The organism is Nocardiopsis aegyptia, from assembly GCF_013410755.1.
In the GTDB taxonomy this organism is placed as follows: Bacteria; Actinomycetota; Actinomycetes; order Streptosporangiales; family Streptosporangiaceae; genus Nocardiopsis; species Nocardiopsis aegyptia.
The window spans coordinates 6,435,214-6,449,638 of record NZ_JACCFS010000001.1 but is presented as its reverse complement, the minus strand read 5'-3'; the positions used below and the strand labels follow the sequence as shown (position 1 = coordinate 6,449,638).

General features: G+C 71.7%; 12 protein-coding genes. 4 read left to right on the top strand and 8 right to left on the bottom strand.

The genetic code is table 11. The features are described from left to right. Window positions 1–95: 95 nt before the first annotated feature. Window positions 96–482, bottom strand: coding sequence for a hypothetical protein (locus HNR10_RS28645; RefSeq protein ID WP_179828928.1), 387 nt, complete (start codon window positions 480–482; stop codon window positions 96–98). A 145-nt stretch (window positions 483–627) separates the two neighbouring features. Here HNR10_RS28645 and HNR10_RS28640 point away from each other — a divergent pair, with 145 nt between their 5' ends. Together HNR10_RS28640 and HNR10_RS28635 are read left to right on the top strand one after the other, a co-directional pair. Beyond that, window positions 628–1,239 (top strand): TetR/AcrR family transcriptional regulator, encoded by a 612-nt coding sequence (locus tag HNR10_RS28640; protein ID WP_179828926.1) that lies wholly within the window; start codon window positions 628–630, stop codon window positions 1,237–1,239. 142 nt (window positions 1,240–1,381) lie between these two features. Continuing rightward, the gene (locus HNR10_RS28635; protein WP_179828925.1) at window positions 1,382–2,167 is read left to right on the top strand and encodes a sporulation protein; all 786 of its coding nucleotides are present in this window, start codon (window positions 1,382–1,384) and stop codon (window positions 2,165–2,167) included. A gap of 49 nt (window positions 2,168–2,216) precedes the next feature. On the opposite strand, the gene HNR10_RS28630 is transcribed toward HNR10_RS28635, so the two are convergent. Both HNR10_RS28630 and HNR10_RS28625 read right to left on the bottom strand, forming a co-directional pair. Continuing rightward, window positions 2,217–4,031: an ABC transporter ATP-binding protein gene (locus tag HNR10_RS28630; protein WP_179828923.1), complete on the bottom strand. Its 1,815-nt coding sequence runs from the start codon at window positions 4,029–4,031 to the stop codon at window positions 2,217–2,219. 34 nt (window positions 4,032–4,065) lie between these two features. Further along, entirely contained in the window at window positions 4,066–5,079 is a 1,014-nt protein-coding gene (locus HNR10_RS28625; RefSeq protein WP_179828921.1) for an ABC transporter permease, read from the bottom strand. 229 nt (window positions 5,080–5,308) lie between these two features. Here HNR10_RS28625 and HNR10_RS28620 point away from each other — a divergent pair, with 229 nt between their 5' ends. Then, window positions 5,309–7,453, top strand: a complete 2,145-nt coding sequence (locus tag HNR10_RS28620) for a WD40 repeat domain-containing serine/threonine protein kinase (protein WP_179828918.1) — start codon at window positions 5,309–5,311, stop codon at window positions 7,451–7,453. Window positions 7,454–7,479: 26 nt separating this feature from the next. Here HNR10_RS28620 and HNR10_RS28615 read toward each other — a convergent pair whose 3' ends face one another. Beyond that, on the bottom strand, window positions 7,480–7,785 hold the full coding sequence (locus HNR10_RS28615; RefSeq protein WP_179828916.1) for a hypothetical protein: 306 nt from the start codon (window positions 7,783–7,785) through the stop codon (window positions 7,480–7,482). A gap of 660 nt (window positions 7,786–8,445) precedes the next feature. On the opposite strand from HNR10_RS28615, the gene HNR10_RS31505 reads away from it, so the two are divergent. Beyond that, window positions 8,446–8,946 (top strand): helix-turn-helix transcriptional regulator, encoded by a 501-nt coding sequence (locus HNR10_RS31505; RefSeq protein ID WP_312889447.1) that lies wholly within the window; start codon window positions 8,446–8,448, stop codon window positions 8,944–8,946. Window positions 8,947–9,073: 127 nt separating this feature from the next. Here the strand turns inward: HNR10_RS31505 and HNR10_RS28605 are convergent, their stop codons facing one another. The 4 genes from HNR10_RS28605 to HNR10_RS28590 form a co-directional block, all read right to left on the bottom strand. Beyond that, complete coding sequence (locus HNR10_RS28605) at window positions 9,074–10,876, bottom strand: ABC transporter substrate-binding protein (protein WP_376769781.1); 1,803 nt, start codon at window positions 10,874–10,876, stop codon at window positions 9,074–9,076. A 97-nt stretch (window positions 10,877–10,973) separates the two neighbouring features. After that, window positions 10,974–11,999, bottom strand: coding sequence for an ABC transporter permease (locus tag HNR10_RS28600; protein ID WP_179828912.1), 1,026 nt, complete (start codon window positions 11,997–11,999; stop codon window positions 10,974–10,976). Window positions 12,000–12,158: 159 nt separating this feature from the next. Beyond that, window positions 12,159–12,521 carry a peptidase inhibitor family I36 protein gene (locus HNR10_RS28595; RefSeq protein WP_179828910.1) on the bottom strand — a complete coding sequence of 121 codons (363 nt, stop codon included), beginning with the start codon at window positions 12,519–12,521 and terminating at the stop codon, window positions 12,159–12,161. A 156-nt stretch (window positions 12,522–12,677) separates the two neighbouring features. Continuing rightward, window positions 12,678–14,330, bottom strand: coding sequence for an ABC-F family ATP-binding cassette domain-containing protein (locus HNR10_RS28590; protein ID WP_179830018.1), 1,653 nt, complete (start codon window positions 14,328–14,330; stop codon window positions 12,678–12,680). Window positions 14,331–14,425 lie beyond the last annotated feature (95 nt).

Here is a 14,425-nt window from a genome sequence, read left to right as displayed (position 1 = left end):
GGCAGGGGTCGCGGTGTCCCGAACCGTGTCGGTACGGGGGCGACGACAGGGCCCGCCGAGCCGCGGAAGGCGGGCGCGACGGACCCGGACCGGCCTCAGACCATCCGCTGCGGCGTCCGCTTGATCCCGTGCAGGCGGTGGGCCTCACGGGCGGTGAGCAGCTGCTCGGCGTCCAGCGTCGCCGCGCGCACCTTCGGCCGGGCCGAGACCTTGCGCCGGTAGATCCGGTCGGTGTAGCCCTTGAGCCCCACCAGCACCCGCTCCTTGGCGTAGGCGGCGCGCATGGCCTCGGTCAGGGCGGTGTCCAGTACGAGCCCCAGGTTCCGCAGCTGTTCGTCGGAGGCGTCGTCCTCCTGGGCCGTGTGCAGGGCGTCCTCCGCGTCGGCCACCGACCGCAGCAGCTCGGGCAGGCGCTCGGCCAGCTCCCGGTCCTGTTCCAGGCTCTCGCGCGCCTGTGTGATGCTCTGCTTGGCAAGTCCCATGTGTGCGCTCCATACCCGCGTACCGTCGGTCGAGGCCACTCTAAAGGTGAGCAAGATCATCTGGCGACCCTGGCCGCCCCGCGGCCCCGGCCGCCCCGTGTGCGAGGTGCCGTACCGACCGGCGCCCAGATCCGAAGGGACGAGCGTGAGCAGGAACTACGCGGGCCTGAGCCGCGAACGCATCATCATCGAGGCGTTGCACATCATCGCGGGCCGCGGCCTGGGCGGGCTGTCCATGCGCCGGTTGGGCGACGCCCTGGAGGTGGAGGCCATGGCGATCTACCACCACTTCCCCCTGGGCAAGGAACAGCTGTTCAACGCCATCGCCGCCTACGTCACTTCCCCGGGTCCGGCGACCACGTCCCTGGACGGGCCCGAGGAGGCCGAACCGGCCGCGGAGGACGCGGAACCAGCCGGGGCCGCCGAGCCCGGCCCGTGGGACGCGCGCATCACCGCCTGGGCGGAGGCCTACCGCGCCCGCCTGCTGGAGTACTCGGGTGCCCTGTCGCTCCTGGCGCACCGCGCGCCGCGAACGCCCAACAGCCTCGCCACCCGGGCGCTCGTCCAGGGCGCCCTGGGCGAGGCGGGACTGACCGGCCCCGACGTCGAACGCGCGGCCGACGCCCTGTACTCCTACTGCCTGGGAGCGGTGGTGCACCAGGTCCGCCACCAGCAGGAGGAGGACGCACCCGACGCGGCCGAGGCCGACGCGCGCTTCCGCTTCGGGCTGCGCGCCCTGCTCGCCGGCCTGGTGTGAGGCGGACCGGCCCCGAAACCGACCGGATCCGGGTGCAACCGAACACCCGCGGGATGCGTCCGACCTCAGGAGTCCCGATCACCCACATCTCACATCCGCCGGCCGAGGCGCCCCCCACGGCCGGAGGGCTAGGAAGCGAAGTATGGTTCTCAAGCGTCTGCTCGCCGGCGTCGGATTCGGTGGAGCCTCTGTCGAAACACTCCTGGACGGCGCCCCCACCCAGCCGGGAGGCGCGGTCCGCGGCACCGTCCACATCCAGGGCGGCGAGGTCGACCAGCGGGTCGAACAGCTCAGCATCGGCTACCAGGCCCGGGTCGAGGTCGAGTTCAACGACAGCGAAGGGCACCAGAACATCGACTTCCACCGGGTCCAGCTCGGTGGCGAACTGGACCTGCAGCCGGGCCGGCGCATCGAGGTGCCCTTCGAGCTCCCCACCCCGTGGGAGACCCCCATCACCGCCTACCGCGGCAGGCACCTGCACAAGATGACGCTGGGGGTCAACACCCGCCTCCATGTGGCGAGCGCCATCGACCCCGGCGACCTGGACCCCGTGCGCGTGGACCCGCTCCCGGCCCACCTGGTGGTCCTGGACGCCCTGGACACGCTGGGCTTCCGCTTCCAGCAGGCCGACATGGAGAAGGGGCACCTGCGCGGCACCCGCCAGCAGCTCCCCTTCTACCAGGAGATCGAGTACCGGGCCCCGAGCCGCTACCAGGGCCTGAACAACCTGGAGCTGTCCTTCGTCTCCGACCGGCAGGGCACCGACGTCATCCTGGAACTGGACAAGAAGCCGGGCCTGCTCTTCACCGAGGGCAGCGACACCTTCCACCGGTTCAGCATCACGCACGGCGCCGAGGCCGACCGGGACTGGGCGGCCTACCTGCACCAGTGGATCGACGCGATCGCGGGCCGGCGCGGCTGGCTCTGACGCCCTTCCGGGGCCGGGGCGCGCGGCGGCGCGTTCCGGCCCCACCGGATCAGGTCCCGTTGCGTTCCCGGGCCCGTTCGGCGCGGTGGCGGCGGGCCTCGTCCGGATCCAGCAACGGCGCCGCCGTCAACAGCTGACGCGTGTACTCACTGCTCGGCGAGGTGTACACACTGTCGCTGTCACCCATCTCCACGATCTCGCCCTTCCTCATCACCGCGACCCGGTCCGAGACCTGGCGCACCACCGCCAGATCATGGGCCACGAAGATGTAGGTCAACCCGAAGTCGTCCTGCAACTCCGAGAGCAACCGCAACACCTGGTCCTGCGTCGACACGTCCAACGCCGAGACCGGCTCGTCACAGATGATCAGCTTCGGCTTCAGGATCAGCGCCCGCGCGATCGCGATCCGCTGGCGCTGACCACCGGAGAACGCGTGCGGGAACCGGTTGTAGTGACCCGGCTCCAACCCCACCCGCTCCAGCAGCTCCTGCACCCGCGCACGCACCTTCTTGCCGTCGCGCTCGCCCTGCACCTTCAACGCGGTCCCGATCGCATCCCCCACCGTCACCCGCGGGTTCAACGACGAGTACGGGTTCTGGAACACCATCTGCACGTCCCGGCGCAGCGGGCGCAGCTCACGGTCGGACAGGTGCGTGATGTCACGGCCCTCGAACTCCACCCGGCCCCGGGTGGGCTCCAGCAACCGCATGATCATCCGCGACAGCGTCGACTTGCCCGACCCCGACTCGCCCACCACGCCCAGCGTCTCGCCCTGGCGCAGCTCGAACGAGACACCCTTGACCGCCCAGAAGTCCGTCGAACGACCCCACAGCCCGCCGCGCACCTTGAACCGCTGCCCCACATCCTCCACCCGCAACAGGGTCCCCTCCGGCTCCGGCACGGTGGCGAACGCGTCGAAGTCCGGCCGGGACCGCTTCCCGGCCTCCTCCTCCGGCCCCTCCTCGGCCGTGCGCGCACCCGCCCGCCGCTCCCGGCGGCGCTGCTCCCGCGCCCGGTCCGCCCGGTCCCGTGCCCGCCGTTGCGCGCGGGAGACCTCCACGCGGGGTACCGCGTCCAACAAAGCCTGCGTGTAGGGGTGCTCCGGTGCGGACAGCACCGTGCGCACGTCGCCGCGCTCCACCGCCACGCCCTTGCGCATCACCACGACCTCGTCCACCGACCCCGCCACCACCGCCAGGTCGTGCGAGACCAGGATCAAACCCATCCCCAGATCGCGGCGCAGCTCGTCCAACAGGTCCAGCACCTGCGCCTGCACCGTCACGTCCAGCGCCGTGGTCGGCTCATCGGCCAGCAGCACCTTGGGATCGCACATCAGGCCCATCGCGATCACCACCCGCTGGCGCATACCGCCGGAGAACTCGTGCGGGTAGGAGTTGATCCGCTTGGCCGGCTCGGGGATCCCGACCCGCTCCAGCGACTCCACCGCCCTGGCGCGCGCCTGCGCCTTGGTGGCCCTGGGATGGTGGATGCGGTAGGCCTCCACCAGCTGGTTGCCGATCGTGTACTGCGGGTGCAGCGACTGCATCGGGTCCTGGAAGACCATCGCGATGTCGTTGCCGCGCATCCGGCGCAGCTCCTTGTCCGAAGCCGTGACCACGTTCTTGCCCACGACCTCGATCGCGCCGGTGATCCTGGCCCGGCTGCCGCGGTGCAGGCCCATCAGCGCCAGCGACGTCACGCTCTTGCCCGAGCCCGACTCGCCCACGATCCCCAGGGCGCCGCCCGCGGGCACCTCGAAGGACAACCCGTCCACCGCCTGGATCTCACCCTCCAGGACCGGGAACGCCACCCGCAGGTCGTCCACCCGGACGACGGTGTCGGTGCCGGCCGCTGACTCGCTCATAGGGGACGCCTCTGCTCTCTTGCCGTGCGGCCGGTCAGCCGTGGATGCGGACGCGGGGGTCGATCAGCGGATACACCAGGTCGACGACCAGGTTGCTGATGACGATGAAGAACGCTCCGAAGAGCGTCACCCCCAGGATCACCGGCAGGTCGCTCTGGGTGATGGCCTGCACGGCGTAGCGGCCGATCCCGTTCAGCGAGAAGACCTGCTCCGTCAGCACCGCGCCGCCCAGGACCAGCCCCAGGTCCAGACCGAAGATCGTCACGATGGGCGTCAGCGTCGGGCGCAGCGCGTGCTTGAGCACCACCTTGGTCTCGCTCAGGCCCTTGGCCCGTGCCGTACGGATGTAGTCCTCGCCCAGCGTCTCCAGCATCCCCGCGCGCGTCTGCCGCGCGTACATCGCCGCGTGCAGGAACGCCAGCGTCAACCACGGCAGAATGAGGCCCTCCGCCCACCCCGCCGGATCCTCGGTGAAGGGCACGTACACCGGAGTCGAGAACAGGCCCCAGGAGTGCACGAGGAAGGCCAGGCACAGCAGCCCGGTGAAGAAGATCGGCAGCGACACACCGGCCAGCGCGACGCCCATCGCCAGACGGTCGAACAGGCTGCCCTTCCACACCGCCGAGACCACGCCCACCGCGATCCCGCCGATCAGCCAGATGATCCCGGCACCGATCGCCAGCGACACCGTCACCGGCAGCCGCGCCACGATCTCGGGGAAGACCTCCTGGTAGGTCTGGAACGAGTACCCGAAGCACGGCGCCGCGCACTCGACCATCCGCCCGCCGAAACGGTACTCGGCGCCGAAGAAGATGCCGCGGACGAACTCCCCGAACTGCACGACGATGGGCTTGTCGAGCCCCAGCCGGTCGATCGTGGCCTGGATCGCCTCCGGCGTGGGGGCGCGGCCCACGTACATCGTCGCCAACTGCTCGGTCGTCCGCCCCGCCCACCGCGGCACCACGTAGAAGATGGCGAAGGTGACCATCGTGACCACGGCCAGGAGCAGCAGGCCGGCGCCGAGCCGGCGCAGGATGTAGGTCAGCAAGACGCGTCTTCCTGTCGACGGGGGAACCCGGGTGTCGGGGGCCGAACGGCGGACCGTGCCCGCCCGAGAGCACACGGTAACCCAGAGCGACCAATCGATCACGCTCATCGCCCCCGGCGTGTACTCGCGGGTACGGGCTCCGGAGTCCGCGTCGTCGGATCCACCTGGCATAATTCGGTCAGTCGAGACCAACGACCCGCACCCCACGCCCCCGGGTAGAAGGGACGATGTGGAATCCCTGCACCCCTCCGACCCGTCACGGGTCGGCAGCTACCGGCTGACCGCGCGCCTCGGCTCGGGAGGCATGGGCAAGGTCTACCTCGCCCGCACACCCTCCGGCCGCCAGGTCGTCATCAAGGTCATCCGCTCCGAGCACGCCGAGAACCTGGAGTTCCGCACCCGGTTCGCGCGCGAGGCGGAGATCGCCCGCCGCGTCGGCGGCTTCCACACCGCCCAGGTGGTGGACGCCGACCCCGACGCTGATCCGCCATGGATCGCCACCGCGCACATCCCCGGCCCCACGCTCGACGAGGCCGTACGCGCCCACGGGCCGATCGCCCCTCCGGCACTGCACGTCCTGGCCGCCGGCCTCGCCGAAGGACTCAAGGCCGTCCACGCGTGCGGACTCGTCCACCGCGACCTCAAACCGGGCAACATCATCCTGACCCACGACGGTCCCCGCATCATCGACTTCGGCATCGCCCGCCCCCTGGACGCCAGCAGCGTGACCGCCCAGGGCGCGGTCTTCGGCACGCTGCCCTACATGTCACCGGAGCAGACCGACGGCTCCCACGTGGACCCGCCCTCGGACGTGTTCTCCCTGGGGACCGTGCTCGCCTACGCGGCCACCGGCACGAACCCCTTCTCCCGGGGCACCATGGCCGAGACCCTGCTCCGCATCATCAGCCCCGCACCGGACCCCGGGGACATGGCCGAGGACATGCGCGCGCTCATCGCCGACTGCTGGCAGCACGACCCCGCCCTGCGCCCCACCCCCGAGCAGATCCTCGACCGGTTCGAGGCCCTCGACCTCCAGGACGCCTGGCCGCCGCCCCACCTCGCCGCCGCCGACCCGCCGGGCCCCTCGACCGGGCCCTCGTCGCAGCCACCGTTCTCCGACCCGCCGGCCGCCCACGCCCAGGGCTCCCACCCGCCGAACTCCCACCCTCCGGCACCCCGGCCACCGGCCTACCGCCCACCCAACTCCAACCCCCCGCCCTCGGACCCGCCCGCCCAGTGGCGCCCAGCACAGGGCCCACCGCCCCGGGCCGCCGGATTCCGGGCACAGCCGCCGCCCCGCCCCATGGCGCCCTCCCCCGCCCCGGTCCAGGCCCCTCAACCGGCCACGACCGGCCGCGCCGTCGGCCAGGCGATCGTGGGCTTCGTCGCCGTGGCCACCGTCGGCATCCTCATCGTCGCGGGCTTCGTGTGGCTGTCCTCCCCCGACGACACCCCCGACACCGACTCGGACCCGGTCGTGTCCTCCGACGTGGACACCTCCTCGTCACTGGGCACCTTCGCCCACGGCTCCTCGGTCGAGTCCGTGGCCATCAGCCCGGACGGCACCCGCCTGGCCACCGGCGGAACCGACGGCACGGCCCGGGTGTGGGACGTCGCGACCGGCGACGAACTCGCGGCGCTGGAGGGCCACACCGACTGGATCCGCTCGGTCGACTTCAACGCCGACGGCACCCTGCTCGCCACCGGCAGCGACGACCGCACCGCCCGCGTGTGGGACATCGAGGCCGGCGAGTCGACCGCCACCCTGGAAGGCCACACCGACTGGGTGCGCTCCGTGGACTTCCACCCGGACGGCACCACCCTGGCCACCGGCGGCGACGACCGCACCGCCCGCCTGTGGGACATCGCGAGCGGCGACGAGACCGCCTCCATGGAAGGCCACACCGACTGGATCCGGACCGTGGCCTTCAACGCCGACGGCACCGTGCTCGCCTCCGGCAGCGACGACGGCACAGTACGGCTGTGGAACCCCGACGACGGCACCTCCACGGACACCCTGGAGGGCCCCGAGGGCTTCCTCCTGGACCTCGCCTTCAGCCCGGACGGCACCGCCCTGGCCGCCGGAGGCACGAGCCCGCCCGCCCACGTCTGGGAGACCGGCGACGGCGGCGAGATCGCCTCCCTCTCCGGCCACTCCGACCGGATCGAGGCCGTCGCCTTCGGTGCCGACGGCGCGACCCTGTTCACCGGCAGCGCCGACGGCACCGCCCGCGTGTGGGACGCCACCACCGGCCAGGAGATCTCCACGGTCGACATGGAGGACTACGTGGTCGCGGTGCACTCCGACCAGAACGGCACCTCCGTCGCCACCGCCGCCGACGACGGCACCGTCCAGCTGTGGAGCCTCGACTGATACCGCGCACCGGCCGAGGCGGCCCGTCAGACCGCCCCACTCGTCTCCTGGTCCTCCACTGACGCGAGGATCCTGGTCCGCGGCGTCCCGACCAGGGCCGGGGCGTTCTCGGTCGACGGCCAGACCCTGGTCCGCAGGAATCCGAGGAACGCCTCCGCCTCGGCGGTCGTGGCGCACTCCAGGTCGATCACGAAGTACCCCGGGTCGTCGACCGGTCGACGGATCCTGTGGCGGAGCACCCCCGACCGCCGACGGAACTCGGCGAAGCGGTCGAAGGCCGCCTTCCACAGCGGGAAGTCGGTGATGGTGTGTTCGATGTGCAGGGTCGGCATGACCGCTCCCCGTCGGAAATGTGTGTCACCTCGATCCTGGCGCCCCCGGAGGCGGTTTCCCATCCCAGGAGTCTGGGGTCCCGCGGAGTAGCCCCGGACCATGACCGGAACAGCGGCATGGGACCGGTCGCGGGACCGGATCCGTGCCATCTGCGCGTCCGCGGACGACGCGCGCGACCTGCGGCTGCGCCTCCTGGAGGAGATCCGCCGCGTGGTGGGCTTCGACGCCCACGCCTTCCTGCTGACCGACCCGGAGACGTCGGTCGGCTCCCTCCCGATCGCCGACGTGCCCTGCGTGCGTGAACTGCCCCGCCTGATCCGCCTGAAGTACCTCACCCCCTCGACCGGTGGACGGCCCTCGACACGTCGACACCCGTCGCCCTGCTCCAGGAGGCCACCGGACACGACCCCACACGCAGCCTCCAGTGGCGAGAGATCCTCCGGGAGTACCGGATCGGCGACGTGGCCTCGTCCGTGTACCGCGACCGGTTCGGCTGCTGGGGCTTCCTGGACCTGTGACGCTCGGACGACGCGCCCCGGTTCACTCCGGCCGAAGCCCGCTACCTGGCGCGTATCGCCGACACCGTCACCGATGCGCTGCGCCGCAGCCAGGCGAACACCTTCGTCGCCCGTGGTCCGCGCCCCCGGCGCCCGGGCCCCGTGGTGCTGCTGCTCTCGCACGACCTCCACGTGCTCGGACAGACGCCCGAGACACACGAGTACCTGCGCGTCCTCGTCCCCCCGGGCCAGGGGCGCCCGCCGATCCAGGCGAGCGCCTACAACGTGGCCGTGCAACTCCTGGCCCGCGAGGACGGCGTCGACCCCCACCCGCCCTACGCACGGGTGCACCTCTCCGACGGGCTCTGGCTGACCCTGCGCGCGGCCAGGATGGGCAGTGCCCGACCCTCCGAACGGAACATCGCGGTCACCATCGAGGAGGCCTCACCCGGCGAGCGCGTCGCGGTGTTCGCCAGGGCCTTCGGACTCGGCGACCGCGAGGCCGAGGTGCTGGGCCGCCTGGTGGCCGGAGCCGACACCAGGGAGGTCGCGAGCCGGATGTTCCTGTCCGAGTGCACCGTGCAGGACCACCTGAAGTCGGTGTTCGCCAAGACCGCCGTGCACAGCCGCCGCGCCCTGCTGGCCCGCGCCCTGGGCACCTGACCCGCCCCCGGGCGCGTCCGCCCTCGGTGCGCGGACCGGAACCTCCGAACGGCGACGCGCGAGGCAGGGGCGGCGACCGGCTCCCGCCGGCCACCGCCCCTCGCCCTCTCCCGGTCCGCGGCCGGACCTACTCCCGGGTCGTTCCCAGCGACATGTAGTCGTACATCGAGTAACCCGCGTGGTAGTACACGTTGGTCAGCGTCGAGGGCCGGTACAGCACCGTCCGCTCGAACACGGCCGGCAGGATCGCCGCCTGCTCCATCGCCCTCTCGTCGATCTGCCGGTAGATGTCCGCGCGCTCGGCCTGGTCCTCCACCGTGACGACCTCGTCGAACCACTCGTTGATCTGCGGGTCGTCGAGTTCGGAGATGTTGGCGTTGCCCGCGCTCTGGATCGCGTCGCCGTCCAGGATCTTGCTCATGAACCCGTACCCGCTGGCCCAGTCCGGCGCCCACCCGTACACGGTCAGGCCCAGCTCGTTCTCGTGCACGAAGTCCGGCGACCCCGCCTGGGTGTTGGTGTAGGTGTCCGACGGGTACTGCTTGATCTCCGTGTCGATGCCCACCCGGGCCAGCGCCGCCTGCAGGGCCTCGGCCGTGCTCACGTCCGAGGGCCGGTCCGCGCGCGCACCGATGGACGTGGTGAACCCGTCCGGCTCCCCGCACTCCTCCAGCTTCTGGCGGGCCATGTCCAGGTCGCCCTCACCGTTCTCCGACGGGTACGGGTTCATGTCCGGATCCGCACCGGGCAGGGCCGCCGGCATGATCTGCGTGGCGACGTCACCACCGGTGTCCCCGCCCCAGGCACGCTGCAGCGAGTCGCGGTTGGCCGCGTACATGACCGCCTGACGGCACGCCAGGTCGTCGAGCGGCTCCACGACCGTGTTGACGTTGACGTAGCGCAGGGTGTTGGTCTGCGGGTTGTCGACGTTGCGCTTGCTCTCCTCGTCGGAGATCAGCGTGCCCTTCATCGCCGGGCCCACGCCCGAACCGGCCAGGTCCACGTCCAGGTCGCCGTTGACCAGCCGCTGGTCGATCTCGTTCTGGTCGACCCCGATCTGCACCTCGATGCGGTCCGGCAGCGCCCGGCGGGTCGGATCGGTCTCCGGGTCCCACTCCTCGTTGCGCACCAGGTTCAACGACACCCCGGGACGGTACTCGCCGTCGAACTTGTAGGGCCCCGAGGAGACCACCTGGCTCTGGTACTGCTCGCCCCGGTCCGCGTCGGGGGGCACCGGCGCCGTCTGCGGCTGGATGAGCACGTAGGGGAACTCCGCGAAGCTCTGGTCCAGGTGGAAGACCAGCGTGTGGTCGTCGGGCGTCTCGATCCCGTCGAAGCCCTCCAGCGGGTTCGTGACGTCGGCGTAGGGCCCCTCGTAGTCCTCGCTGTCGGCCAGCAGGTCCTGGAAGTACTTGGGCCCGTTGGGCAGCGCCTGGTCACCGAAGTTGCTGCGCGCGATCGCGTACTTGATGTCCTGCGCGGTGATCGGCGACCCGTCCTCGTAGGTGAGCCCCTGCTTGATGCGCACCGTCCACTCGGTGGCGTCCTCGTTGGGCTCGGGCATCTCCTCGGCCAGGTCCGGCTGGAGCTCGGTCCCGCCCTCGCCCGGCTCCTCGACGTAGGTCAGCAGCGTGCGGGCGTAGTACCGGGAGAAGTTCCAGCTGAACGCGTAGTAGGTGTTGCCCGGGTCGGGTGAGTCGAAGTCCGCCGAGATGGCGTAGCGCAGGGTCCCGCCCGTCTGGTCCGAGGGGTTGACGATGCCGGTCTCGCCGTCGTTGAACTCGGCGTCGGTGGCCTCTCCCCCGCCTCCGCCGTCCCCGCCGCAGCCGGCGAGCAGCAGGACCACCGCCGCTCCGGCCGCGGTGGCCGCGACCGCGCGTGCGCGTGTACGCGGGAGCCGCCCCGCGCGTGTGAAGTGATGTGTGCTCACCATGCCTCCTGGTCGGGTTCGGTGTCGGAGCCGTGCGGCGCACGCCCCGGGGCCGAAAAGGGTCCTCCGGGCCCGCGCGCCGCCGTGCGGGCCGGGGTCAGTCGGAGGAGCGGGGGTCGAACGCGTCACGCAGTCCGTCGCCGAAGAGGTTGAAGGCCAGGACCGTGACGAAGATGGCCAGGCCGGGCACGATGACGAAGTGCGGCGAGGTCGTGTAGAAGCGCAGGGCGCCCTCCAACATGCCGCCCCAGGTGGCTGTGGGCGGGTTGATGCCCACCCCCAGGAAGCTCAGCGCCGCCTCGAACAGGATGTTCGTGGGGATCAGCAGCGTGGAGTAGACCAGGATCGGCGTGACGAGGTTGGGCAGGATCTCGCGGAAGACGATGTGGGCGCTGCCCGCTCCCAGGCTGCGCGAGGCCTCGACGAACTCGCGCTCCTTGAGGGTGAGGGTCTGGCCGCGGACGATGCGGCCGATGTAGGGCCAGTTGAAGAACCCGATGATGAACACCAGGACGGCGATGCGCAGCCCGTTGCCGGTGAGCCCGAACGCGCCGTCGGGGATGACGCCCACGAGCGCGATCGCGAACAGCAGCAGGGGGAAGGCCAGGAAGATGTCCATGGCCCGGCTGATCACGGTGTCGATCCAACCGCCGAAGTACCCGGCGACGATGCCCAGGACGGTGCCGATGACCACGCAGACGACTGTGGCGACGGTGGCCACGAGCAGTGAGGTGCGGGCGCCGTAGACGATCCGGCTGAACAGGTCGCGGCCGTTGACGGGTTCGACGCCCAGGAGGTGCTCGGCGCTCATGCCGCCCCAGGGGTCGAGTCCCTGGGCCGGATCGTCGGGGTCGCGCCAGACGCCTCCGGTGAGGGGGTCCACGAGGTCCTGGTTGAACTGGTTGGGCGGCTGCCCCAGCCAGGCGGTGAGCAGGGGGGCCAGGAGCGCGATGAGGATGAGCAGGAGGACGACGATGCCGCCCGCCATGCCGGCCCGGTCCCGGCGGAAGCGGTGCCAGGCGATCTGGCGGAGGGACCGGCTCGCGGCGCCCTCGGCCCCCGCGGCCACCGCCTCCGGCTCGGCGTGCTGGGACGACTCCGGCACGTCCATCGGCGCGGTCATGAACCAGGGACCCCCATTGTCGCCGTGTGTGAGTCTTCGACTACGTAAAGATGACATGAGGCGGACGGGTGTTTCCAGCGCCCGCGCCGGAGGGCCGACACACCCGGGCGAGGGCGGGTCGAGCACCCCCGGCCCGGCCCCGGTCGGCCCGCCGGTGGATCAGCAGAAGTCCCGGGCGATGAAGCTCTCCATCTCGTCGTTGCGCCACAGCGACGGGATCCGCTGGTGCGGGCTGACACAGCCGATGAAGCCCGTGAGGTTGTCGTTGTCGTACATGACGATGGTCAGGTCGGAGGCGTTGTCGATGCTGGTGATCTCGTTGTCCCCGTGCCATGAGTGGATGTCATGGGGGCCGCCCGCGCGGACGTCGACGTACCGGCTGCCCTCGTAGTTCGCGTCCTCCCACATGCAGACGTGGTCGGCCCGGCAGTAGCCGTCGGCGAGCGCCGGAACCGCCGCGGTCATGGTGAGCGCGGGGACGGCGGCCGCCAGGACCGCGCCCGCCCGTATCGCCCTGTGCATATCGTCCTCCTCGTGGGGCGGCCCGGCACCTCCGAGCCCGCACCCGAGCCTGAACCTTCCCTGACACTCTCCGTGCTCACCCGGAAACGGAGGGAATCTTCGCACGGGCGAAGGATGCGTCGCCCCCGACAGTGTGGACTCATCGAACGCGTACCTCTACGTCGTAGATTCCACTCGGGCGACGGGGCGGCCCCCGTCGAGGCGCAGCTCCGCCCACGGCCACCGGCGCCGCAGCCACCGGTCGTGCGAGGCGACCACCACCGCGCCGGGCGCGGTGCCCAGCGCCTCCTCCAGCTCCTCGGTCAGGGCCAGGGAGAGGTGGTTGGTCGGCTCGTCCAGCAGCAGCACGTCCGGGGCCCTGCCCACGAGCATCGCCAGCGCCAGGCGCCGGCGCTGCCCCACGCTGAGCACGCCCACCGGGCGGTCCTGGTCGCGCGGCGCGACCAGGCCCAGCGTGTTCAGCTTCGGCGCCCCCGGCACCGTGCCGTTCAGGCCCTCGTAGAGCTCGCGCGGCGTGCGCTCGGGCTCGGGGAAGACCACGTCCTGTTCCAGGAGCGCCACCGTCGCCCCGCGCCGCCAGGCCGCCTGGCCCGACGCCGGGCGCAGCCGGTGCCCCATCGCGTACAGGAGTGTGGACTTGCCCGCGCCGTTGGGCCCGGTGACCAGCAGCCGCCCGTCGTGCGGCACGTCCAGGTGATCGACCCTCAGCCGCCCCGGCACGACCAGGTCGCGGACCGAGATCGCCGTCCCGCCCTCCTGGCCGCGGTCGCCCGTGAGCGGCGCGGAGAAGGACAGAGGGCGCGGCGGCTTGCGCACCTGGTCGCGTTCGAGCTCCTCCAGCCTCGCCCGGGCGTTGCGCACCCGGCGCGAGACCTGCTTGTCCACGCGGCCCCCCTTGTAGTCGTAGCCCATCTTCTCGTTGTCCCGGGGAGCCCGCCCGTGCGCGACCTGCCGGGCGGTCCCGCGCACGGCCTCGCGCAGCGCCTTGATGGTGTCCTGTTCCTCGTGGTGGCGCTGCTCCCAGCGCTCGCGCTCCAGGCGCTTCTCGCGCAGGTAGAAGGAGTAGGCCCCGCCGTAGGAGACCGGTCCGTCCACCGCCGGGTCGAGGTCGACCAGTCCGGTGCAGACCGCGTCGAGGAAGACGCGGTCGTGGCCGGCCACCACCACCAGGCCGGGGAGCTCGCGCAGGTATCCCTCCAGGAATTCCAGCGCGCGGTCGTCCAGGTGGTTGGTGGGCTCGTCCAGCAGCAGGGCGCGCGGTCGTCCGATGAGCAGCGCGGCCAGGGCCAGCCGGGCGCGCTGTCCACCGGACATCCGTCCCACGGGGCGGTCGGCGCCGACCGGTTCCAGGCCCAGCCCGGCCACCACCAGCTCGGCACGACGTTCGGCGTCCCACACGTCGAGGCGTTCGGCCTCGGTGAGGACCTCGCCGTAGGCGGCGAGCGCGCCGGGATCCTCGGGCGAGGTGTCCAGGGCCGCGGCGGCCGCGGTCAGACGCCGCTCCACCTCGCGGCTGGGCGCGAGCGCCTCGTCCAGGACCTCCCCCAGTGTGGTCTCGGGGGCGTGCGGCAGCTCCTGGCGCAGGAAGCCGGTGTCCGTCGGCCGGACGACGCTCCCCGCGTCGGGTTCCTCGAGGCCGCCCAGCAGGCGCAGCAGCGTCGACTTTCCGGAGCCGTTCTCCCCCACGAGGCCGATCCGCTGACCGGGCGCGGCGTCCAGGGAGACGCCGTCCAGGACCACGCGGGTGCCGTAGGCCTTGGCCAGGTCGCGTGCGCTGAGCAGCGGGGAGCCGTGGGCCGTGGTCGGCATGGGCGTGTGGAAACTCAAGAGAGGGGACCACCCTTCGTCTGGGGTGGGCCTCGATGCGCCCGAACGCACGCGGCGGCGGTCCGGAGGGCGACGGG

Coding starts and splice junctions, on each gene's coding strand:
- HNR10_RS28645 (WP_179828928.1), bottom strand. CDS start 482: ATGGGACTTGCCAAGCAGAGCATCACACAGGCGCGCGAGAGCCTGGAA.
- HNR10_RS28635 (WP_179828925.1), top strand. CDS start 1,382: ATGGTTCTCAAGCGTCTGCTCGCCGGCGTCGGATTCGGTGGAGCCTCT.
- HNR10_RS28630 (WP_179828923.1), bottom strand. CDS start 4,031: ATGAGCGAGTCAGCGGCCGGCACCGACACCGTCGTCCGGGTGGACGAC.
- HNR10_RS28615 (WP_179828916.1), bottom strand. CDS start 7,785: ATGCCGACCCTGCACATCGAACACACCATCACCGACTTCCCGCTGTGG.
- HNR10_RS28600 (WP_179828912.1), bottom strand. CDS start 11,999: ATGACCGCGCCGATGGACGTGCCGGAGTCGTCCCAGCACGCCGAGCCG.
- HNR10_RS28595 (WP_179828910.1), bottom strand. CDS start 12,521: ATGCACAGGGCGATACGGGCGGGCGCGGTCCTGGCGGCCGCCGTCCCC.
- HNR10_RS28590 (WP_179830018.1), bottom strand. CDS start 14,330: ATGCCGACCACGGCCCACGGCTCCCCGCTGCTCAGCGCACGCGACCTG.